21 protein-coding genes are annotated in these 21,114 nt (G+C 61.9%); 12 read left to right on the top strand and 9 right to left on the bottom strand.

Annotated elements, in window-relative coordinates; all coding sequences use genetic code 11:
* Positions 1-88 precede the first annotated feature (88 nt).
* Complete coding sequence (locus tag F0A17_RS02760) at positions 89-1,510, bottom strand: DUF7305 domain-containing protein (RefSeq protein ID WP_149326793.1); 1,422 nt, start codon at positions 1,508-1,510, stop codon at positions 89-91.
* A gap of 290 nt (positions 1,511-1,800) precedes the next feature.
* Complete coding sequence (locus F0A17_RS02755; protein WP_422670310.1) at positions 1,801-2,229, bottom strand: pilin; 429 nt, start codon at positions 2,227-2,229, stop codon at positions 1,801-1,803.
* A gap of 324 nt (positions 2,230-2,553) precedes the next feature.
* On the opposite strand from F0A17_RS02755, the gene pilB reads away from it, so the two are divergent.
* From pilB to F0A17_RS02715, 8 genes are all read left to right on the top strand, one after another.
* Complete coding sequence (pilB, locus tag F0A17_RS02750; RefSeq protein WP_149326792.1) at positions 2,554-4,344, top strand: type IV-A pilus assembly ATPase PilB; 1,791 nt, start codon at positions 2,554-2,556, stop codon at positions 4,342-4,344.
* A gap of 66 nt (positions 4,345-4,410) precedes the next feature.
* Positions 4,411-5,643 (top strand): type II secretion system F family protein, encoded by a 1,233-nt coding sequence (locus tag F0A17_RS02745; RefSeq protein WP_149326791.1) that lies wholly within the window; start codon positions 4,411-4,413, stop codon positions 5,641-5,643.
* A 72-nt stretch (positions 5,644-5,715) separates the two neighbouring features.
* Positions 5,716-6,111, top strand: a complete 396-nt coding sequence (mntA, locus tag F0A17_RS02740) for a type VII toxin-antitoxin system MntA family adenylyltransferase antitoxin (protein ID WP_149326790.1) — start codon at positions 5,716-5,718, stop codon at positions 6,109-6,111.
* Positions 6,104-6,529: a type VII toxin-antitoxin system HepT family RNase toxin gene (gene hepT, locus F0A17_RS02735; RefSeq protein ID WP_149326789.1), complete on the top strand. Its 426-nt coding sequence runs from the start codon at positions 6,104-6,106 to the stop codon at positions 6,527-6,529. The genes mntA and hepT overlap by 8 nt, the downstream gene beginning before the upstream one ends.
* 39 nt (positions 6,530-6,568) lie before the next feature.
* Entirely contained in the window at positions 6,569-7,402 is an 834-nt protein-coding gene (locus F0A17_RS02730; protein WP_149326978.1) for a prepilin peptidase, read from the top strand.
* 9 nt (positions 7,403-7,411) lie between these two features.
* Positions 7,412-8,038 (top strand): dephospho-CoA kinase, encoded by a 627-nt coding sequence (gene coaE / locus F0A17_RS02725; RefSeq protein WP_149326788.1) that lies wholly within the window; start codon positions 7,412-7,414, stop codon positions 8,036-8,038.
* Positions 8,039-8,149: 111 nt separating this feature from the next.
* A complete protein-coding gene (gene yacG / locus F0A17_RS02720) occupies positions 8,150-8,377 on the top strand; it encodes a DNA gyrase inhibitor YacG (protein ID WP_149326787.1) in 228 nt (75 codons plus the stop codon).
* Positions 8,378-8,379: 2 nt separating this feature from the next.
* A complete protein-coding gene (locus F0A17_RS02715) occupies positions 8,380-9,243 on the top strand; it encodes a DNA replication terminus site-binding protein (protein WP_149326977.1) in 864 nt (287 codons plus the stop codon).
* Between the two features lie 19 nt (positions 9,244-9,262).
* Here F0A17_RS02715 and F0A17_RS02710 read toward each other — a convergent pair whose 3' ends face one another.
* From F0A17_RS02710 to F0A17_RS02700, 3 genes are all read right to left on the bottom strand, one after another.
* Positions 9,263-10,009, bottom strand: a complete 747-nt coding sequence (locus F0A17_RS02710) for a tellurite resistance TerB family protein (protein WP_149326786.1) — start codon at positions 10,007-10,009, stop codon at positions 9,263-9,265.
* A gap of 62 nt (positions 10,010-10,071) precedes the next feature.
* Entirely contained in the window at positions 10,072-10,689 is a 618-nt protein-coding gene (locus tag F0A17_RS02705; protein ID WP_149326785.1) for a 2-hydroxychromene-2-carboxylate isomerase, read from the bottom strand.
* 35 nt (positions 10,690-10,724) lie between these two features.
* Entirely contained in the window at positions 10,725-11,954 is a 1,230-nt protein-coding gene (locus tag F0A17_RS02700) for an MFS transporter (RefSeq protein ID WP_149326784.1), read from the bottom strand.
* Between the two features lie 87 nt (positions 11,955-12,041).
* Here F0A17_RS02700 and F0A17_RS02695 point away from each other — a divergent pair, with 87 nt between their 5' ends.
* The 3 genes from F0A17_RS02695 to F0A17_RS02685 all read left to right on the top strand — a co-directional run bounded on the left by F0A17_RS02695 (position 12,042) and on the right by F0A17_RS02685 (position 16,260).
* Entirely contained in the window at positions 12,042-12,935 is an 894-nt protein-coding gene (locus F0A17_RS02695; RefSeq protein ID WP_223111491.1) for a LysR substrate-binding domain-containing protein, read from the top strand.
* A 147-nt stretch (positions 12,936-13,082) separates the two neighbouring features.
* Complete coding sequence (locus tag F0A17_RS02690) at positions 13,083-15,491, top strand: Lon protease family protein (RefSeq protein WP_149326783.1); 2,409 nt, start codon at positions 13,083-13,085, stop codon at positions 15,489-15,491.
* A complete protein-coding gene (locus F0A17_RS02685) occupies positions 15,484-16,260 on the top strand; it encodes a universal stress protein (RefSeq protein ID WP_187774599.1) in 777 nt (258 codons plus the stop codon). The genes F0A17_RS02690 and F0A17_RS02685 overlap by 8 nt, the downstream gene beginning before the upstream one ends.
* A 313-nt stretch (positions 16,261-16,573) precedes the next feature.
* Here the strand turns inward: F0A17_RS02685 and F0A17_RS02680 are convergent, their stop codons facing one another.
* Positions 16,574-16,984 carry an SRPBCC family protein gene (locus F0A17_RS02680; RefSeq protein ID WP_149326781.1) on the bottom strand — a complete coding sequence of 137 codons (411 nt, stop codon included), beginning with the start codon at positions 16,982-16,984 and terminating at the stop codon, positions 16,574-16,576.
* A 270-nt stretch (positions 16,985-17,254) separates the two neighbouring features.
* Between F0A17_RS02680 and rimO the strand changes: the two genes are divergently transcribed.
* Positions 17,255-18,616: a 30S ribosomal protein S12 methylthiotransferase RimO gene (gene rimO, locus F0A17_RS02675; RefSeq protein WP_149326780.1), complete on the top strand. Its 1,362-nt coding sequence runs from the start codon at positions 17,255-17,257 to the stop codon at positions 18,614-18,616.
* A gap of 45 nt (positions 18,617-18,661) precedes the next feature.
* Here the strand turns inward: rimO and F0A17_RS02670 are convergent, their stop codons facing one another.
* The 3 genes from F0A17_RS02670 to rpsA form a co-directional block, all read right to left on the bottom strand.
* Positions 18,662-18,949 (bottom strand): HigA family addiction module antitoxin, encoded by a 288-nt coding sequence (locus F0A17_RS02670; RefSeq protein ID WP_149326779.1) that lies wholly within the window; start codon positions 18,947-18,949, stop codon positions 18,662-18,664.
* A gap of 11 nt (positions 18,950-18,960) precedes the next feature.
* A complete protein-coding gene (locus tag F0A17_RS02665; RefSeq protein WP_149326778.1) occupies positions 18,961-19,242 on the bottom strand; it encodes a type II toxin-antitoxin system RelE/ParE family toxin in 282 nt (93 codons plus the stop codon).
* A gap of 179 nt (positions 19,243-19,421) precedes the next feature.
* Positions 19,422-21,098: a 30S ribosomal protein S1 gene (gene rpsA / locus F0A17_RS02660; RefSeq protein WP_149326777.1), complete on the bottom strand. Its 1,677-nt coding sequence runs from the start codon at positions 21,096-21,098 to the stop codon at positions 19,422-19,424.
* Between the last annotated feature and the right edge of the window lie 16 nt (positions 21,099-21,114).

The raw sequence follows: 21,114 nt of genomic DNA, 5'->3' as shown, positions 1-21,114 counted from the left end.
GATTGCCATCGCAGAGCGTTCCTTCTTCGCCTTTCTCGAATCAACCCAGTATGACGAGCCAGTTGTGCCATGGCGCGTGCGGACCAGTTCAATGCCAGGAAACGATCTTCGGTTTGCCTGCCGCTTCCGTCGAGTCGTCTTTGCTCGTGATGCTTCCCCCTCCGGTAACTCTGATTCGCTTGCCTCTCACTGTCCCTTTCACCCCACCGCCCCCAACGATGGATACGTTCGAGCCAGGTGCATAGATGTTAGCCAATGCCCGCGCACTGCCATCAACGACGATTCCCGACTGCCCCGGGCTTCCCCCCGAATTACCGGGATTGTTATCGATGTGCGTGGAATAGAGGGCGAATGTCGGTCTGCCATTCGTCACCAGCGGTAGCGAGGCCGTCTGTAGCGAGCCTTTGAAATTCGTCTCGCCTGCGACGATCACCGTCAAGGTACTGCCAGGCTCGATGATAAGCCCGTCCCCACCACCTGCGCCCAAGGTCAGGTCACCTTCCACGAAGAGCACTACGTTGCCCCCCGAAACGGTGAGGGAACCGTTATGGGAAGTAAAATCACCCGTACGTATGACGGCAATTTCCTCGCCTGCAGTAAAGCCGGGCAGGTCGGGTGCCTGAATCGTCATTGCGGTGGCAAGCGTAACGTCCGCTTCGACATCCCACGCCTGGTGATAAGCGGTTAGCATGGTAGGGGTAAGCATGGAATCGACTGTTGGGTAGTCTCCAACACGTATATCTTCAGGATCGCTGGAGTCTTCACTCAGAAGCATATAACGCAGATCCGCCACCTTGCCGTACAGGCCGTACGGATCACAGCCGGGAAACGGTATGCCGCTCGCGTAATCCTCGATAAGTGGCGCGAAACCAGGGTCACCATCCCACCAGTTGGGGTACTTGACCATACCTGCGGCAACGATGCTGTCAGGCGGGTAGACACCCCCATCGATATCCACGTCCCCTCCGGATACAATCCCTCCGGTTACGCCTGCGCCGCCAGCCAGTCTTACTTCTTCGCAGCCGACGATCGCATCATCGAAGTGATAGCCTCCGGTAACACCCACCATCAAGGGAGGGCTCTCTGCCAAGATGCCTCCTTCACCGTCAGAGAGCGAACCAATTGCCAAAATATACTTTCCGCCAGTGGCACCACAAAAACCGGCGGTTACATCGAGATAACAGGCAACCCCTTCTCCATTAACGCCTACGTGCATGCAGCTGCCACTAAGTGAATCGTCGGCCGCCTCATCGAGTTCCGCCCAACTCGGGCAGATACCGAGCGCGCCAGTAGCACCGGTCGAGTACGAAGACCCGGGCCCCAGCGCATGGAACATCTCCGCAGCGGTTGTCTCGGCATGCATCTGCGCCATGACCGACGCCCGGTAATTCCCGGCCAGCCTTTCGTTGACCAAGCTGCCGCTCATGCCGGAAAGGCCCAGCATCAGCGAGCCGCTAAGCAGTGCCAGTACCAAAACCAGTGCGGCGCCCTGCTGTCGTTGCGAACCCACCCCCATCACCTCCGGTGTGTATCTCTGTTACATCTTGATAAGTAATTTACACTAAGAGGTGGAGGGGATCATCAAAAAAGCGTTGTTTGGGTCGAGTTAAGATTGATACGAGCAATGCGAGGTTTAAAAACAAGGACCTTACAAGCAGCTTCCGCTCTAGTACAACAAGTTAAAATAATATGCGAATCCTTTCAACTGGACAACGCTCTTATACCCGTTACCGAGAACGAATCATTAATTAAAAATCAACCAACTCAGGCTGGCATAGCCAGCCTGAACAAGGCTATACTTCAATCTCCACAGTTATCAAGATCAGTAGCAAATGTGTTCGTGCATGACCAAACCCCATCAGCGGTTCTTGCCATAGTCACCGCACCACCAGTTTTCGTAGAAACGACACTTCCTGCCCCAGTGTTATCAATTGTGATATTCACACTAGCGGGGGTAGTAATGTCAGTAGACGGGTCTTCTCCATCAAGCAATGCCGCTTCAACTGGTGTTCTAAAGCCGGAAGCTTCTGTAAATGCTGCGTTTGCATTGGATCTATCTACATAATTTTGATACTGCGGAATCGCAATCGCCGCCAAAATCCCGATAATCGCTACCACGATCAGCAGTTCGATCAGGGTGAAACCGCCCTGGCCTCGCTTGGCTGCTGCCCTCGCCTGCACGGCTTTCGTCATACGCATCATGTTCATCGCCCTTTGTCCCTTGCTCATGTTCCGGCGGCGCCTGGTCACGCTGCGCACCGTGCTGTTTACACCGCGGCACAGCGGCCGCCTCGACCGGATGAGGGCTAAGGCCCTGATCCCCTTGGAGCTGCTCCGGCTCTCGTGACTTAGAAATTCCATATCGCTCACATTAATTTACAGTCCATTGTGGCGCAAGCACCTCTGTGCTTGCATCAGGCGTTTCTCATCATAATCCATGAGATCGTGAATGCCAGCATGGCGCTAGCGTTGGGGCTGTGCTGTGACGTGTCACGTCAGGAGTACTAGAATACTCGTACTTTTTGCCAACCCTGCAGGTACACCCGAGGCGTCATGACCGACTACCGCTCCCCTCCCGCCGCTGCCACCTCGCCCCAGGAGCACGCCACGCTGCAGCGTGGCGCCTACACCGATGGGCTACGTGGCTTTGCCAAGCGGCTGGTGGCGGACGGCCTGCTCTCTCGCCCCGCGGCCGAACGGGCGGAACATGAGGCGCGCGAAGCCGAGCATAGCCTGTTGCAGCATGTGATCGAGGCCGGGCTGGTCACGGCGCGCCAGGCCACCCTGTGCGCCGCTTGGGAATATGGCCTGCCGATCGTCGACCTGGATGCGCTGCGCCTGTCCAGCCTGCCGTCGGCGGGTGACTACCCCGACAAGCTGCTGCGCAAGCTATGTGTGGTGCCGCTGGCGCGGCGCAGCCACCGGCTGACGGTGGCGGTGCCCTATCCCTCGACCCTGGCCCAGCTCGACGAGCTGCAATTCGCCACCGGGCTCAGCATCGAAGCCGTGCTCTGCCCCGCCGATCAGCTGATGCCGGTGCTCGAGGCCTACCTGGCCCAGCACGAAAGCAACCTGATGAACGAGCTGGCGGGAGCGGATGATGCTCTCAGCGAACTCGAGTTCGAAGATGGCGTCGATATCCGCGAGGATAACGCCACCGATGCCGCTTCCAGCGGCGCCGACGACGCGCCTATCGTCAAGTTCGTCAACAAGATTCTGCTCGACGCCATTCGCCGCGGCGCCTCGGACATACACTTCGAGCCCTACGAAACCAGCTACCGGGTGCGCATGCGGGTGGACGGCATGCTGATGGAAGCCGCCCGCCCCCCGTTCACCATGCGCACACGCATCGCCGCGCGACTGAAGGTCATGGCGCGGCTCGATATCTCCGAGCGCCGCCTGCCCCAGGATGGCGCCATCAAGCTGAAGGTGTCCAAGACGCGCTCGATCGACTTTCGCGTCAACTCGCTGCCCACGGTCTACGGCGAGAAGGTCGTGCTGCGCATCCTCGATCCCGCTTCGGCGCAGATCGGTATCGATGCACTGGGTTTCACGTCCGAACAGCGTCAGCGCTACGAGACGGTGCTGGCCCACCCTCAGGGCATGATCCTGGTGACCGGCCCGACCGGCAGCGGCAAGACGGTGACACTCTATACCGGCCTGAACCTTCTCAACGAGATACAGCGCAATATCTGTACCGCCGAGGATCCGGTCGAGATCAAGGTGCCTGGCGTCAATCAGGTCAACGTCTTGCCCAAGATCGGGCTGGATTTCGCCAGCGCCCTGCGCGCCTTCCTGCGTCAGGATCCCGACGTGGTGATGGTCGGCGAGATTCGCGACCTGGAAACCGCCGAGATCGCAGTGAAGGCCTCCCAGACGGGCCACTTGGTGCTTTCCACGGTGCATACCAACTCAGCGGCCGAAACATTGACCCGCCTGGCCAACATGGGCGTGGCGCCGTTCAATATCGCCAGTTCAGTGAGCCTGATCATCGCCCAGCGCCTGGCGCGTCGTTTATGCAAGCAGTGCCGTCAACCGGCCGAGATACCGCGCGAGGCGCTGCTGCGCGAGGGATTTACCGAAGATGAGGTCGATAGCGCCACCGTCTACGAGGCGGTAGGCTGCAAGCACTGCACGCTCGGTTACAAGGGCCGCGTGGGGATCTACGAGGTGGTGCCGATCAGCGATTCCATGAGCCAACTGATCATGCGTAACGGGAATGCCATGGATTTCGACCGCCTGGCGCGGGAAGAGGGACACCCCGATCTGCGTCGCAGCGGCTTGTTGAAAGTGATGCAGGGTGTCACCAGCCTGACCGAGGTAAACCGCGTCACCAAAGACTAATTCGATGTAAGTCGCGCGCCTTCGCGCCGATGATAATAGAGACTCGCACGAGCAAGCAGGGAACCTATGGCAACCAGAACGGCAAAATCGCCAAGGAAGCTGAAACTGTATCGCTGGCGCTGGACGGGCAAGGGGCCCGGCGGGCGTCTGGTGCGTGGCGAAGTGGTGGCTGCCGAGAAGTTCGAGGTCGAACGGGAGCTGGCCAACCAGAACATCATCGTCAAGAACGTACGCCGTCGCGGCGGAATCGGCGGCGGCATGGGTACCATCAAGCCGCGTGACGTGATGCTTTTCGCGCGCCAGATGGCCACCATGATTCGCGCCGGGGTGCCGGTGCTTCAGGCCTTTCAGGTAGTGGCCGAAAGTATCCGCAAGCCGGCCATGAGCGCGGTGGTACAGCAGATGATGAACGAGGTGGCCGCAGGTTCCAGCTTCTCGCAGGCCTTGCGCCAGCATCCGGAGCATTTCGATAGCCTGTTCTGCAACCTGGTGGAAGCCGGCGAGAGTTCCGGCTCGCTGGATCGCATGCTTGACCGCGTTGCCACCTATAAGGAAAAGATCGAATCCCTGAAGGGCCGCGTGAAGAAAGCCCTGTGGTACCCCATCGCCGTGATACTGGTGGGCGTGGCGGTAACCGCCCTGCTGTTGATCAAGGTGGTGCCGCAGTTCGAGAGCCTGTTCCATGGTTTCGGTGCCGAGCTGCCGGCGATGACCCGCATGACCATCGCCCTGTCGGAGTTCGCCCAGCAGTACTGGCTGTGGGGGTTGGGCAGCTTGATCGCCGGGGTCTACCTGTTGCGGCAGGGTGTCAAGCGCTCGCCCGCCTTCGCCTACCGCGTGCATGCCTTCATGCTGAAGATACCGGTGCTTGGCGATATCTTCGACAAGTCTGCGGTGGCACGCTATTCCCGCACCCTAGCCACCACCTACGGCGCCGGCGTGCCCATGGTGGAAGCGCTGGACATCGCCGCGGGGGCCACCGGCAACCTGGTGTACGAGCGTGCCGCCAAACAGATTCGCGAGGACGTCGCCACCGGACAGCAACTCCACTTCGCCATGCGCCTGACGGAGCGCTTCCCCGCGCTGGCGGTACAGATGGTGGGCATCGGCGAGGAATCCGGCTCGCTGGATTCCATGCTCAACCGCGTGGCCGATTATTACGAGGAAGTGGTCGACAACAAGGTCGATGCCCTCACCTCGCTGCTCGAGCCGCTGATCATCGTGGTGCTGGGCGTGCTGGTCGGCGGCCTGGTCGTCTCCATGTACCTGCCGATCTTCGAACTGGGCACGGTGCTGTGAGTGAAGCGCTGTATTACTGTCGCTTGGCGCGTTACGATCGTTTTGACATGCATGTCGGCACGGGGCTAGAGCATGACGCCTGTCGTACTTGAGCGCTTGATCTCGCTTGCCAGGGAGCGAGATGACTTGGCTGCTCTCTGGCTTTACGGCTCCCGCGCTCGCGGCGACCATGGAGAGCAGAGCGATTACGACCTTGCTGTCGCCTTCACAGATTGGCTGAAGTCACCTCTGGAGCGTAGGCTTCGACCAGAACTTCTTGCGTTGGACTGGCAGCGTGAGCTTGGGTTGCCTGATGGTAAGCTCAGCGTCGTGGATCTTGCCAACTGCCCCATTCCACTAGGCTGGAGCATTCTCGAACAGGGCCGACTACTGCTCGATCAGCACCCTCAGCTCCGGATGACACAGGAAGCGCGCATCATGTCCCGCTGGGAGCAGGATTACTACCATCACGCGAGGCGTTATGGCTGATTCAAGCCCAGGCATCGCCTATTTGGTCGCGCTCCGTCAACATGTCGCAGAATGCGAGACGGATATCGCCACACTTGACCGTATCGCCAAGGAGCGACCTTGGTCGCGCCTGGAACGACATGCCGCGGAGCGTACATTACAGGTTTTGATTGGAGGCTGTATCGGCGTTGCCAAGCACTGGGCCAAGCGAGAGACCGGCATGGTGAGCCAGAATGCGCTTGGCGCTTTCGAACAGCTTATTGAACAAGGTTTGATCGACCATGAAGTCCCGTGGCGAAAAGTCGTTGGCCTGCGTAATGCCCTGGTACATGACTATTTGGAAGTTGATGACCGGATCGTGGCCGAAGTTATTGAAGCCGGTTATTACCGCCCCTTAGTTGCCTTTGCGAGGCAAGCGATCCAGGCACTCGAAACTTGAAGAGACAAGGACGACTTCTTGCTTAACCTTCCCCCCCTTATGCTCTGGCCGTTGGCAGCGATACTCGGCCTTTGCCTGGGCAGTTTTCTCAATGTGGTGATCGTGCGCCTGCCCGTCATGCTGATGCTGGGCTGGCGGGCCGAGGCCCGCGAGGCGCTGGAGCTGCCTGAAGAGGCCTCTCCCCGTTTCAATTTGCTGGTGCCGCGATCGCTCTGCCCCCAGTGCGAGACGCCTATCGCCTGGCACGACAACCTGCCCGTCATCGGCTGGCTGAAACGCCGGGGCCGCTGTGCCGCCTGCGAGTCGCGCATCAGCCCACAATATCCGCTGGTGGAACTGGCCGGCGCGGGCCTGGCGCTGGCGGTCGTTGCGCTGTATGGCGCCACCTGGCAGGGATTGTTCCTGTACACGGCCTGCCTGGCGCTGCTCGCCCTGGCCGTGATCGATTTACGCACCCAGCTACTCCCCGACATCGCCACTCTCCCCTTGTTGTGGGCCGGCCTGCTCTACCAATTGCTGTTCCAACCGTTGATGCTTCACGATGCGGTGATCGGCGCCATGGCGGGCTATCTCGCCCTATGGAGCGTCTACTGGCTGTTCAAGTTGGTGACCGGCAGAGAGGGGATGGGCTACGGCGATTTCAAGCTGCTGGCGGCACTTGGCGCCTGGCTCGGTTGGCAATACCTGCCCCTGGTGCTGATTCTCTCGGCCGGTGTGGGGGCCATCGTCGGTGTTGTCGTTCAGCTCGCTCTGCCGCGGCTGCGTGGCGCACCGATGCCTTTCGGCCCGTACCTGGCCATGGCCGGCTGGATCGCGCTGCTGGTGGGCGAACCGCTGATGGCGTTCTATTTGAGACTCAGTGGGTTGCAGTAGGGAGACGACATGATCGTTGGGGTAACGGGCGGTATCGCTTCGGGAAAGTCCACCGTGGCACGCGCCTTCGCCGCGCTGGGCGTGCCTTGGGTGGATGCCGACGACGTGGCGCGCGAAGTGGTCGAGCCCGGCGAGCCGGCGCTGGTCGAGATCGCCGCACGCTTCGGCCAGCGAGCGCTGCTGGCGAATGGCAGCCTGAATCGCCGTGCGCTGCGCGAGATCGTCTTCGCCGATCCGAGTGAGCGCCTCTGGCTCGAGTCGGTGACTCACCCACGCATACGCGAGCGGATAATCGCTCACCTAGAACGGCTTCAGTCCGAAGGTGCCCCTTACGTGCTGCTCGTCTCGCCGCTGCTGTTCGAATCCGGCCAGAGCGAAATGGTGGACCGTTGCCTGGTGATCGATGTGCCCGAAAGCCTGCAGCTTGCCCGCACCGCCGCCCGTGACGACGTCGACGATACCCAGGCGCGTGCCATCGTGGCGGCCCAGATGCCGCGAGCCGAGCGCCTTGCCCGTGCGGATGACGTGATCGACAACAGCGGCAACGAGGCAGACCTGGCCGTCCAGGTGGCCGAGCTGGATCGGCGCTATCGGAGAATAGCGGCCAAGGCCCCATGGGGAACGCGATCGCAATGAGGCCTACCGGAAAGCCCATCGCAGGGATTGAATGCCGTGGCTCTGTACGCCTGGCCGAATGACGATGCGCACCGCTAAACTGCACGAAAGCCATCAACCGCTACGGGATCCATGAGCCAACACAACCAACGCCCCTTGACCGTCGCCTGCCCGCAATGTCGCAACAAGGTGGAGTGGAGCGAGAAGAGCCCCTACCGACCGTTCTGCAGCGAGCGGTGCAAGTTGATCGACCTGGGTGCCTGGGCCGATGAGTCGCACCGCATCGCCGGCGAGCCGGCACTGGACGAGAGCAATATCGAGGAGTGGCTGGCCCGCGCCGATCGAGGCGAAGAGCCGTGACCCTGGCGCCGGCACCGAGCTACCGCCTGCTGGCGGAACTCGAGGCCGCCTTCGACAGGCTGATCGAGAGTACCGAGGCACTGCTGGCCGCCTATGAACGCTCTCCCGCCGAAGCCTGGGCCTTCCAGGCCGAGGCCAGCACCGCCTGGCTGCGGCGTGCCCTGCTTGATTTCTGGTATACCGATGGCCAGGACGGCCGCGCCACCCGCAGCCATGTCGGTCTGGTGGCCGCCGATGAAAGCCTGCTGGAGAAGGTCGCCGAGGTCAACGCGGCGAAGGCCGACTTCGCCACCCACCTCGCCCGCATTCGCGACACCCATCCGCCCCTGCTGGCCGAAGCCAAGGCGGTACTGCCCTTTCGCCATCCGCAGCTGCACGACCACCTGCGCGGGAGCGGCCTGGCGCGGCTGCATCTCAAGCAATGCTGGCGGGCCATACCCACGGCTGAAGCGCCGGTGGCCCGGGTACGACTGGCCTGGTACTCAAGCGGTCGCTCGATCAAGCGACTCACCGTGCGCGAAGTCGAGCAGAAGCTGCTGACGCTGGATACCGATGCGCCGCACGTGCGCATTCAACTGCGCAAGCTGGCCGGCCTGCCCGAGAGCGAACCGTTGGCTCAGGTGCAGACCCAGGCGCCTCTGATGCGAGCCAACCTGTTCTTCTGCGAACCGCTCGAGGACGGCCGCACCCGGCGCGCCATGAACGTGGCCCTGCCGCTTTTCCTGCCCGCGCCGCGCGCACGCCTGCCCGACCACAATCTGCCGCCGGCCGCTCCGCCGCAGAGCCGTACCCGCGCTCGACGCAGCGACGAGAAGCTGGAGGAGACGCCCTACCTGCCGAGTCTGCGTGTCTACCGCTATCGCTGAATAAAGCGGAAAAGAAACGCTAGCCCGCCTGCTGCGCCTGGTGTTCCAGCTCCGCCGCGAGCTCGGGAGAGAGCTTGAGCGCTTTGGCCAATTGATCGAGCCAGGCACGCTCCATGGGGTTCTGTTCGTCGATCACCGCCACGCTGATGAGGTACATTTCACGTGCCGCCTGGGATGAGTCGGCCTGATGCGCCAGCGCTTCGGCGTCCAGCGGCGCACTCAGCTGACGCTCGACCCAGCGATGCAGTTCATCATCCGCCCCCAGGGCGTCGATCTGTTGAGTTATCAGCTCACGCTCCTGTTCGTCGATATGACCGTCGGCACGGGCGGCCATGATCATGGCCTGCAGCAGCTCGAGGCTGCGCTGCTCCTGCAGTTCGCCCTCCAGCACCTCGATCCGCTCGCCTTCGCCAACGTCGTTCGTCGGCTGGCTACCCGTGCCCTGGGAGCCTTGAACGGTCTGGGAAGCGCCCTGCGAGTTCTGCCAGGCTTTCCAGGCCAGCATGCCGACGGCCGCGATCGCGCCGTACTTGAGCGCCTTGCCGCCGAGCTTGCGACCGCGCTTGGAGCCTACCAACAGCCCCATGGCGCCACCTCCCAGCAGGCTCTTCATGTCCATCCCGCTCTTGCCGGTCGAAGCCTGGCCCGAGGCGTCGCCACCCAGCTGGCGAGACAACCCGTCGAGCATGCCCTTCACGTCCATACCACCGCTCTTCTGGCCACCGGCCTGCTGCATGAGCTGTTGCAAGATCTTGCTGGCGTTCATCCGATTCACTCCCGTTCGTCAAGACGAAAATGGCCACTTTCACCGCCACTTTCACCGCACGGTCAGGCCCCTTCAGCGATCCTGACAGAACGCTGCGACGCATACCACGCCAGCGCCTGCTCCATTCGATCATAGCCCCAGAACGGTTCGTCGCCAGCCATGAAAAACGGCGCTCCGAAGATGCCGAGTTCCACGGCACGTCCGGTGGCTTCACGTAATGCGGTCTTGGCCTCGGGCCGCTGCCCCTCTTCCAAAACGGCCGAGGCGTCGAGCTTCAGCTCGGCCAGGCAACCGGCGATGACCTGTGGGTCCCCGATATCCTCGTCATGCTCGAAGTTGGCACGAAAGACACCTCGTACGAAGGCGGGTACCCAGGCCTCCCCGGTGTGCATGGCAACGATGCGTGCCGCCAGCAGGCCGTTGCGCGGAAATTGCGACGGGTGGCGAAAGGGAATGCCGTCGCGCTCGCACAGCCGCTCGATGTCCCGCCACATGTAGCGCCCCTTCGCCGGGTAAAGGTTGAACGGCGAGTCGTCCCAACCCTGAGCCTTGAAGATCGGCCCCAGCAGGAACGGCTGCCAGCGCACCTCGATGCCCCGTTCGGCGGCCATATGCTCAAGGCGCATCGCTGCCGGATAGGAGTAGGTACTGGCGAATTCGAACCAGAACGTGAACGTCATTACGCCTCCTCGTCTCGCCTTCCGTCCACGGCCCATCAGGCCGATGGCGCCATCGCTCGCATAACGTTAGCCGGCGCTTCGCGAATCGGCCAGTGCAAGGCCATGGTCACCAGGCTCAGCACTACCCCGCTCCACCAGACGGCGACATAGGAGCCGGTCGCCTCGTAGAGAAAGCCACCAAGCCATACCCCGGTAAAGCTGCCGATCTGATGGCTCAGGAATACCACGCCATACAGTGTCGCCATGTAGCGCGTGCCGAACATGGTCGCCACGAGCCCCGAGGTCGGTGGCACGGTCGCCAGCCACAGTAGGCCCATTACGCAGCTGAACGCCAATACCGTGGTCAGGCTCAGCGGCAGCAGCATGAATAGCGTGATCGCCACCGCACGCCCGGCGTAGATCACGAGCAACACCAGGCGCTTGGAGATCCGGCTGGAGATCACTCCGGCCATGAAGGCGCCCACCACGTTGCAAAGGCCGATGAGGCTGATCGACCAAGCGCCAACGCTGGCGTCGAATCCGGCATCGCCGAGAAAGGCCGGCATGTGGACGGTAATGAAGGCCAGGTGGAACCCGCAGACGAAGAAGCCCAGGGTTAGCAGCCAGTAGGAAGCGTGTCCCCTGGCCAGGCGAAGGGTGGCGCGAAACGCCTCGGGCGAGGCGATCTCGGCGACGCCTCCTTCACCGCGGTCCGATACGGCCAGCGGCATGGCCAGCAGCGCCATGGTGAGGCTCAATAAGGCCATGGCATTGAGCGCGCCTGCCCAGCCGAGCCAGTCGATCAAGCCCTGGGCGACGGGCGCCAACAGGAACTGCCCCAGCGAACCTGCGGCGGTGCCGACCCCCAGCACCCATTGCCGCTGCGCCTCGCTCACTGCCCGCGCCATGGCAGGCAGTACAATGCCGAAGGCCGTACCGGCCACGCCGGCTCCCACAAGAAGGCCGGCACCGGAATGGAGCATCCAGACCTGATCGACACCGGCGGTCATCCATAAGCCCAGTGCATAAAGCACCGCACCGGCCATGACCACGCGCACCGTACCGAAGCGGTCGGCCAGTCCGCCCGCGACGACGGCGATCACTCCCCAGGCGAGGTTCTGGATCGCCAGGGCCAGGCCGATGAGATCGCGCCCCCATTCATTGGCCGCACTGAGTGGCGGCATGAAAAGGCCCATGCTCGAACGTATGCCGAACGAGAGCATCAGCAGCAATGACCCACATAAAATCAGCCTCCAGGCCGCGGCGGACAGGCGTTCCTTACGCATGGCGCTATCTCCTGCAGTGGATTCCAAAGAGATCATCGCCATGCTCGGCAATTTCTGTTACACCAACAAACGAGTAATTTCTTCTCCATGACTGAGAAAAACGCCGTCATGAGCCAGCCACCGCTAAAGGCCATACAGTGTTTCTGCCTTGCCGCTCAGCATCTCAGTTTCAAGAAGGCCGCCGACGAGGCGTCGGTAACGGCGGGTGCCATCAGCCAGCAGATCAAGATTCTGGAGAATTGGCTAGGCTTGACGCTGTTCGAACGTCGGGCACGCTCCATTGCGCTCACCGAAGCGGGCAACGCCTATTACCGACGCATGGCGCCGCTGATGGACGAGCTGGTCGGTGTCAGCCAATCGATGCAACAGGTGGATCGGCTCAGGACGGTACGGCTGGCGTTACCGCCTGCCTTCGCCCTGATGCGGCTTGGGCCGGCCCTGCCCGGCTTCTGCACGCAACATCCCGATATCGAGCTGCGCTTGAGCGCCTCTCCTTTGCTTTACTCCTTGCAGGAAGCCGCCAATGACCTGGCGATCCGCTATCTCCCCCAAGCCGACGAACGCTATGACACCACGCTCTTGTCCCGGCTCACTGTGCTGCCGCTCTGCAGCCCGGCCTACCTGGCGGAGCATCCGGCATTGGCCGAAGGCAAGCTGCACGGCGTCACGCTGATTCACGATATCCTGCATCAGGATTGGCACCGCCTGGTGCGGCGATACGACCTGGCACTGGGCGTCACGCGACATTTACACGTCGACCAGGCACTACTCACCCACCAGGCAGCCGAGAGCGGCCTGGGCGTCGCCCTGGGAGACACCTTGCTCAGTCGCGATGCCCTCGAGCACGGACGGCTCGTCATTCCCTTCGAGGCCAGACTGCCCGCCCGCCGACACCTTTTCCTCGCCCACAGCAGAAAACGACCGCTCAGCCCTGCGGCAGGGACGGTGAAGCGCTGGCTGCTCGCTACCTTCCAGGGGTAGGCCAACGCGTTTCGCCACAAAAAAGGGGCTTGACCTCTAGCGTGCAGGGAGGCAGCCACTCCGCCATACTGGGACTGCGCCGCTCGATACCCGCCCGCCACGAGACACCGCTCGGCAGCGGCAGGAATGAGACAAGGAGAATGCTAGGTGACCCCCCTGGATGCCTCACAGGTCTACCGCGCCTGCCCGGAGGAGGCCTTCGATTTCGAGGATACCAGCGAACTGGAATCGCTGGATTTGCTGAGCGGGCATGAGCGCGCTCGCGATGCACTCGATTTCGGCACGTCGATGCGCAACGAAGGCTTCAATCTCTACGTACTCGGTCATTCCGGCCACGGTAAACACCATATGGTGGAACGCTTCCTCACCGAGCGATCCCGCCATGAACCCAGCCCACCCGATATCGCCTATCGCTTCAATTTCGACGATCCCTCGCGCCCGCGGCATCTACGGCTACCCTCGGGGATGGGACGCGTGCTGCGCGCCGACATCGAGCAACTGGTCGAGGAGTTACGTACCGCCATTCCCGCCCTATTCGAGGGCGACGAGTACCAGAATCGCTTGCACGAGCTGAAGCAGGCGATGGGCGAGCGACAGCGCGATGCCATCGAAGCGGTGCGCCGCGAAGCGCGCGAACTCGATATTCTGCTGCTCTCCACCCCCAACGGCTTCACTTTCGCCCCCGCCGAGGGTGACGCAATGATGTCGCCGCAAGCGTATGAGAAGCTGCCAAGGGACGAGCGTGAACGCATCGAGCGCACGGTGGAAGTGCTGCAGAAGACACTGAGCCAGGCGATTCGCCAGATGCCGCGCCTGGCCAAGCAACTGCGCGAGCAAATCAAGGCGCTCAACGAAGAGATGCTGCAATCGGTGATCGATGCACCGCTGACCGAACTGGAAGAGCGCTACAACGGTCACGACGATGTCAAGGATCATCTCCAGGCGATTCGCCGGGCGCTCCTGCAGCATGGGGATTCGTTCCTGCAACCAGAACCGGATATCACGCCCGAAACGATCTTCAACCGCTTCTTGCTCAATCTCATCGTCGACAACAAGAGCTGCGACGGTGCCCCGGTCGTGTATGTCGATCTGCCGACGCATCCGCATCTGGTGGGACGCATCGAGCAATACGTCCACAACGGCACGCTGCTTACCGATTTCTCGCTGATTCGCGCCGGCGGCCTGCACCGGGCCAACGGCGGCTACCTGCTCCTGGATGCGCGCGCCCTGATGATGCATTCGGGCGCCTGGGAGACGCTCAAGCGCGTTCTTCGCGCCGGCGAGATCCGTACCGAGTCGCTGGAGCAGACCTACGGCCTGATGAACACCATCACGCTGGAGCCCGAGCCGGTGCCACTGGATGTGAAAGTCGTACTGCTGGGCGAACGCCATCTCTACTATGAGTTGTGCCAGCACGACCCCGATTTCCTCGAGCTGTTCAAGGTCCAGGCCGACCTGGAGGACGAGCTGAACCGTAATCACGGCAACCAGCCGCTCTACGCGCGCATGATCGCCACCTTGGCACGCGAAGCGACGCTACGCCCTCTCGATCGCAGCGGAGTGGCAGCCGCCATCGAGCGAGCCAGCCGCTTGGCCGACGATCAGGAGAAACTCGTTGCCCGACATCGGGTGTTGAGCGATCTGCTGCAGGAGGCCGATCACTGGGCGGATCGCAACGGTGCCAAGGTCATCTCGCGCGCGCATGTCGAGAAAGCCGTCGAGCAGCAGCTCTGGCGCGCCAGCCGATTGCATGAGCTCAGCCACGAGCGCATCACTCGCGGTACCGTGGCGATCGAGTTCGAAGGATCGCGCATCGGCCAGGTCAATGGTCTCACGGTTCTCAGCATGGGCGATTACGCGTTCGGCCAGCCCGCCCGGATCACGGCGACCGCCCGCCCGGGCCCCGGCCATGTGGTCGATATCGAGCGCGAGGCGCGCCTGGGCGGGCGTATCCACTCCAAGGCGGTAATGATTCTGTCGCGCTGCCTATCCAGTCGCTATGCCCCCGACGTGCCGTTGTCGCTCTCTGCCAGCCTCGCCTTCGAACAGTCCTACGGCGGCGTCGAAGGCGACAGCGCATCGGTGGCCGAAGCGTGTGCGCTGATCTCGGCCATCGCCCGGGTCGGGATCGATCAGCGTCTGGCGGTGACCGGCTCGATCGACCAGCAGGGGAACGTGCAGGCGGTAGGTGGCGTCAACGAAAAGATCGAAGGTTTCTTCGACGTATGCCGGGCACGCGGCGGCGTTAAGGGTCATGGCATATTGCTTCCCGCCGCCAATGTGGCGCATCTGATGCTGAAGCGCGACGTTCGCGACGCCATCGAAGCCGGCGATTTCCGGATATACGCTATCGAGAAACTCGACCAGGCGCTGGAACGCCTTGTCGGCGAACCACCCGGCAATCCGGATAAGAACGGCCATTACCCCGAAGGCAGCGTCAATGCGCGGGTAATGGCGCGCCTGGCGAGTTTCCACCGAGCAGTGAAGAAGCGGGTCGGCCCAGACAGGGAAGACGACGTCCTCCATGACGGCGAGGAGCGCAATGACAATGAATGACCGGGAGCCCTCCCATGACCGGCAGCAAGCGCCGTTGCTGAATGGCGCCCGTGTGCTGGCATTGTTGGACGCTTCGCGGCATAGCCTGGCGGCACTGGCCGTTGCCGTGGACCTGGCCAGCCGGCAGCAGGCCGAGCTGGTGGCTCTCTACGTGGAGGATACCAACTTGCTGGCTTGCGCGGCCTTTCCGTTCTCCTGCGAGATAGGCAGCCAGTCGGGAACAACGCGGCCCCTCACCCACGCCTCGCTGGAAGCCACTCATGCCCGCCAATTGCAGCGCGTGAACCGGGCACTGTCCGCCGCCGTCGCCGGTCGCCATGTACGGCACCGGCTCGACGTTCGTCGCGGGCAGGTCGCAAGCGAAGCACTGACTCGGGCAGGCCCCGCTGACGTCCTGGTGATGGGCAAGGCGGGCGCCACCGAACGTTGGGGAAGGCGTCTGGGTTCCACCAGTCGTCGGCTGATCCTGGAGGCACCCTGTGCGGTGCTGCTATGGGACGAACGTCACCCTCTCCGTCCCGGTCCACTACGCTGGCTGGCCCAAGCAACGGCCGAACCGGATGTCGCGGCCACCATTCCGGAGCCGCTCATCTCGCTGTTCGACGGCGTGGCACCACTGCACACGCACCATGCCGAAGAACTGGCGAGCTTGCTGGCCCAGGCCGAAGCGGGCGGCTTGCTGTTGCATCGTGCCGAATTGGCCCTGTTGCTCGACGAAGATACCGATCTGTTGGCAAGGGTGGCGCTGCCGATTCTGGTTGTGCCGTAGGTCGGAAAGCGACCAAGCTGAAATGCCACACACCGATCAGGTGTCGAGATGCCCTTCCCTTTGAGTTGGCGATAAGGGAAGCGACGAAGCCGAGCCATCCGGCTCTTTCGGGGGAGGCTCTTTCAGCCGTGGCATGGCGGCGACGCGCCGATCGATATAGTGGAGGAGTGCTAGCTGAGCCACCAGCACCGTCAGGCACCCTATCAGCCCTTCGAACACGACGACAATCCTCAATGAGGCCGAAGCGACCTCGTCGCATCGAGTGTAGTCCTTGCCGTGGCAGACGAGAAGATCGCGTGACGAGCAAATGTGGCTATAGGCGAGCTTCCACGCGTTCGAGTATTTGCCGACTGACCTTGTTCACCAGCGGCCTGGCCGCCTTGGTCACGGCTTTTTCCATGAGGCGGTTGCGCAGGGTATACGTCAGCGTGAACGACACCTCGGTGCCCTCTTCCACCGGTCGCAGCCGATAGCAGCCTTGATTATGCACACCTTCGATGGATTCCCAGGCCAAGACTTCGGGTGGGCGGTTCTCCGTAATGGCGACGTCGAAAGTCCAATCCATGCCCACCGCGTGCACATGCCAGCGATAGCGCTGCTCGCCCAGTGGTTCGATCGCCTGGATCATGTCGGAGTAGTCGACGAAATCCTCGACCCGCTCCAGCAGGGCGAAGACACGCTCCGGCGGAGCCTTGAGAATTGCACTGTGTTCGATGGTGGCCATGCGGTTCCCTATGCTCCCGGGCGACGCTAAAATGCTCTTCCTTCACTCCGCAGGGTACCTATCCTGCGACATGATGGCTAACGAGAATAGCTAATCTTCGCTCGCCCCCTTAATTGTTCGCCAACGCTAGGCAAATCGTCGAGCGAGATGAAGTGGCCAGGTTCGTTCCAGACGAACCAACGCACTTCCCACATCCCTGTGGGTCGCAAGGCGCGAGGAACCAGCGATTCGCACGCACAGGCATTGGCTTTTCATTTCAAGAGGTACTGCATGTCCACACCCAAGGTCGGTTTCGTCTCGCTGGGTTGCCCCAAGGCGCTGGTGGATTCCGAGCGCATCCTGACCCAGTTGCGCACCGAAGGCTACGAGATCGTGCCCAGCTACGACGATGCCGATGTGGTGGTGGTCAACACCTGCGGCTTCATAGACAGCGCCAAGGCCGAGTCGCTTGATGCCATTGGCGAAGCGATAGCCGAAAACGGTAAGGTGATCGTGACCGGTTGCATGGGCGTGGATGAAGGCGCCATTCGCGACGTTCACCCAAGCGTGCTGGCCGTGACCGGCCCGCAGCAGTACGAGCGTGTGGTCGGCGCGGTGCACGAGGCCGCACCACGCAGGCAAGATCATGATCCGCGTATCGATCTGGTGCCGCCGCAGGGCGTCAAGCTGACACCGCGCCATTACGCCTACTTGAAGATCTCCGAGGGCTGCAACCACTCCTGCAGTTTCTGCATCATTCCCTCCATGCGCGGCAAATTGGTCAGCCGGCCGGTCGGTGACGTGCTGAAGGAGGCCGAAGGACTGGCGAAAGCCGGCGTAAAGGAACTGCTGGTCATCTCCCAGGACACCAGCGCCTACGGTGTGGACCTCCGCTACGCTGCCGGTGAGTGGCGTGGCCGCGAGATCAGGACGCGTCTCACCGAGCTGTGCGAGGCGCTCTCCGAGCTCGGCATTCGCGTTCGCCTGCACTATGTGTATCCCTACCCCCACGTGGACGAATTGATCCCGTTGATGGCGGAGGGCAAGATCCTGCCCTATCTGGACATTCCCTTCCAACATGCCAGCCCCAAGGTGCTCAAGGCGATGAAGCGCCCCGCCTACGAGGACCGGACGCTCGAGCGCATCAAGCGCTGGCGCGAGGTATGCCCCGAACTGACCATCCGCTCTACCTTCATTGTCGGCTTCCCCGGCGAGAGCGAAGAGGACTTTCAGTACCTGCTCGACTGGCTGAGCGAAGCGCAGCTCGATCGCGTGGGTTGCTTCCCGTACTCACCGGTGGAGGGCGCACCGGCCAACGAGCTGGGCCTGGCCCCGGTACCTGACGAGGTGAAACAGGCGCGCTGGGAGCGCTTCATGGCGCACCAGCAGCAGATATCCGCCGCCCGCCTCGAACGTAAGATCGGCCGTGAGATCGAGGTACTGGTGGACGAGGTCGACGAGGACGGCCCCATCGGCCGCAGCGAAGCCGATGCCCCCGAGATCGACGGCATGGTATTCCTGGAATCCAAGCGTCCCCTGCGTCCCGGCGACGTGGTTCGGGCCCGGGTGACGAATGCCGATGAGTATGACCTGTGGGCGGAAGTGATCGAGGAAAGTCAGCCGGTGAAGTTCATGGACTTTTATAGCGCTTGATGAAGCGCGCGACACTTTACCAAGATCAGAAGTATCGTGTGGGATTCAAGCTGCATGCGGCTTGATTCCTTCATATTCGTGTCCCCGCTTCGCCTCTTCCAGATCATAGGCGTTTTGCAGGCGCAACCAGTAGCCTTCGCTGGTACCGAAGAAGCGGGATAGGCGCAGATCGGTATCAGCCGTGACAGACCGCGCGCCTCGAGTGATTTCCCCAATGCGTGTCGCCGGCACGCCAATGGCGGTAGCCAGGGCATTCTTGGTCAATCCCATCGGCTCGATGAAATCCTCCAGCAGGATTTCCCCCGGATGGATATTGGGCAGACGTTCGGTCATGCTCCACCTCCTCAGTGGTAATCGACGATTTGGACATCGTAGGCATTGCCGGCTTCGAATCGAAAGCAGATGCGCCACTGGTCATTGATGCGGATACTGTATTGACCTTCTCGATCACCACGTAGCACCTCAAGCCGGTTGCCTGGCGGGATACGAAGATCATCAAGTACGCCAGCGGCATCAAGCTGACGGAGCTTCTTCAAGGCGTTACGCTGCATGTCCTGTGGCAGCTTGCAAACCACCTTGCCATTAGCGATGGTGGCCGTAGCCTTATCCTTGAAGCTCTTGATCATGAGGTATCCTCTCTTAAGCAGGAATATAACGCATTGCGTTATATGTCGCAAGGCGTTATACACCACTGCCTGCGCCTCAACGAGGCTATTGCCCAGACGCAAAAACGCCACCTTAGGGTGGCGTTTTCGTTGGCTACCAGAGCCAGGTTCGGGCTCCGCGAACGGAGCCCGAGGGTCGATCAGTCCTGACCCATCTGCTGCTTGATCAGGTCGCCGATGGTGGTCGGGCCACCGGTCTCGACTTCCTGCTCGCGCAGCTTCTTCAGGTTCTGACGAGTGTCGTCCTGATCCTTGGCCTTGATCGACAGGTTGATCGCACGGTTCTTGCGATCGACGCCGACGATGCGGGCTTCGACGGTGTCGCCTTCGGACAGCACGTTGCGCGCGTCTTCGACGCGATCGGCGCTGATCTCGGATGCCTTGAGCACGGCGATGACGTCAGTGGCCAGCTCGACGTGAGCTTCCTTGGCGTCCACCTCGACCACACGACCGGAGACGATGGAGCCCTTGTCGTTGACGGACAGGTATTCGGCCACCGGGTCGGTGTCGAGCTGCTTGATACCCAGGGAGATGCGCTCGCGCTCCGGGTCGATGGAGAGGATGACGGCTTCCGCCTCGTCGCCCTTCTTGAAGCGACGCACGGCCTCTTCGCCCGGCTCGGACCAGGAGAGGTCGGACAGGTGAACCAGACCGTCGATGCCACCTTCCAGACCGATGAAGATACCGAAGTCGGTAATCGACTTGATGGTACCGGACACACGGTCGCCCTTGTTGTACTGGGCGCTGAAGGTTTCCCACGGGTTCGGCGTGCACTGCTTGATACCCAGGGAGATACGACGACGCTCCTCGTCGATGTCCAGGATCATGACATCCACGTCATCGCCGATGTTGACGACCTTCGACGGGTGGATGTTCTTGTTGGTCCAGTCCATCTCGGAGACGTGGACCAGACCCTCGACACCCTCTTCCAGCTCGGCAAAGCAGCCATAGTCGGTGAGGTTGGTGACGCGAGCCGGCACCACGGTACCTTCGGGGTAGCGGTCCTTGATGTTGACCCACGGATCCTCGCCAAGCTGCTTGAGACCCAGGGAAACACGGTTGCGCTCGCGGTCGAACTTGAGCACCTTGACATTGATCTCGTCGCCCACGGCCACGATCTCGCTCGGATGCTTGATGCGCTTCCAAGCCATGTCGGTGATGTGCAGCAGGCCGTCGACGCCACCGAGGTCGACGAAGGCGCCGTAGTCGGTCAGGTTCTTGACGATACCGGTGATCTGCTGGCCTTCCTGCAGGGTGGCAAGCAGCGCCTCACGCTCGGCGCTGTTCTCGGCTTCGAGCACGGCGCGGCGGGACACCACTACGTTGTTGCGCTTGGGGTCGAGCTTGATGACCTTGAAATCGAGTTCCTTGTGCTCGAGGTGCGTGGTGTCGCGCACCGGACGCACGTCGACCAGGGAACCCGGGAGGAATGCACGGATGGAGTCGATGTCGACGGTGAAGCCACCCTTGACCTTGCCGTTGATCACACCCTTGACGATCTCTTCCTTCTCGAAGGCCGCTTCCAGCACCTTCCAGGCTTCGGCGCGCTTGGCCTTCTCGCGAGACAGGCGCGTCTCGCCGAAACCGTCCTCGACGGCTTCCAGGGCGACACTGACCTCATCGCCAACGGCGATGGTGAGTTCGCCGTTCTCGTCGCGGAACTGAGCCGCGGGAATCTGTCCTTCGGACTTCAGGCCGGCATTGACGGTGACCCAGTCACCCTCGATGTCGACGACAGTCGCCGTGACGATGGCGCCCGGCTCCATGTTGATGTCCTGAAGTGACTGTTCAAACAGTTCAGCAAAGCTTTCGCTCATGATTTTCCTACGTGAT

The sequence above is a fragment of the Billgrantia pellis genome (genome assembly GCF_008297955.1).
Lineage (GTDB): Bacteria > Pseudomonadota > Gammaproteobacteria > Pseudomonadales > Halomonadaceae > Halomonas > Halomonas pellis.
The sequence above is the reverse complement of the archived record's forward strand: the minus strand, read 5'-3'. Positions and strand labels throughout refer to the sequence as shown.

Coding starts and splice junctions, on each gene's coding strand:
- F0A17_RS02755 (WP_422670310.1), bottom strand. CDS start 2,229: ATGAGCAAGGGACAAAGGGCGATGAACATGATGCGTATGACGAAAGCC.
- F0A17_RS02680 (WP_149326781.1), bottom strand. CDS start 16,984: ATGGCCACCATCGAACACAGTGCAATTCTCAAGGCTCCGCCGGAGCGT.
- F0A17_RS02705 (WP_149326785.1), bottom strand. CDS start 10,689: ATGACGTTCACGTTCTGGTTCGAATTCGCCAGTACCTACTCCTATCCG.
- yacG (WP_149326787.1), top strand. CDS start 8,150: ATGAGCCAACACAACCAACGCCCCTTGACCGTCGCCTGCCCGCAATGT.
- rpsA (WP_149326777.1), bottom strand. CDS start 21,098: ATGAGCGAAAGCTTTGCTGAACTGTTTGAACAGTCACTTCAGGACATC.
- mntA (WP_149326790.1), top strand. CDS start 5,716: ATGACGCCTGTCGTACTTGAGCGCTTGATCTCGCTTGCCAGGGAGCGA.
- F0A17_RS02695 (WP_223111491.1), top strand. CDS start 12,042: ATGACTGAGAAAAACGCCGTCATGAGCCAGCCACCGCTAAAGGCCATA.
- F0A17_RS02730 (WP_149326978.1), top strand. CDS start 6,569: ATGCTCTGGCCGTTGGCAGCGATACTCGGCCTTTGCCTGGGCAGTTTT.
- F0A17_RS02665 (WP_149326778.1), bottom strand. CDS start 19,242: ATGATCAAGAGCTTCAAGGATAAGGCTACGGCCACCATCGCTAATGGC.
- F0A17_RS02685 (WP_187774599.1), top strand. CDS start 15,484: ATGAATGACCGGGAGCCCTCCCATGACCGGCAGCAAGCGCCGTTGCTG.
- pilB (WP_149326792.1), top strand. CDS start 2,554: ATGACCGACTACCGCTCCCCTCCCGCCGCTGCCACCTCGCCCCAGGAG.
- F0A17_RS02700 (WP_149326784.1), bottom strand. CDS start 11,954: ATGCGTAAGGAACGCCTGTCCGCCGCGGCCTGGAGGCTGATTTTATGT.
- F0A17_RS02745 (WP_149326791.1), top strand. CDS start 4,411: ATGGCAACCAGAACGGCAAAATCGCCAAGGAAGCTGAAACTGTATCGC.
- F0A17_RS02710 (WP_149326786.1), bottom strand. CDS start 10,009: ATGAACGCCAGCAAGATCTTGCAACAGCTCATGCAGCAGGCCGGTGGC.
- rimO (WP_149326780.1), top strand. CDS start 17,255: ATGTCCACACCCAAGGTCGGTTTCGTCTCGCTGGGTTGCCCCAAGGCG.
- hepT (WP_149326789.1), top strand. CDS start 6,104: ATGGCTGATTCAAGCCCAGGCATCGCCTATTTGGTCGCGCTCCGTCAA.
- coaE (WP_149326788.1), top strand. CDS start 7,412: ATGATCGTTGGGGTAACGGGCGGTATCGCTTCGGGAAAGTCCACCGTG.
- F0A17_RS02670 (WP_149326779.1), bottom strand. CDS start 18,949: ATGACCGAACGTCTGCCCAATATCCATCCGGGGGAAATCCTGCTGGAG.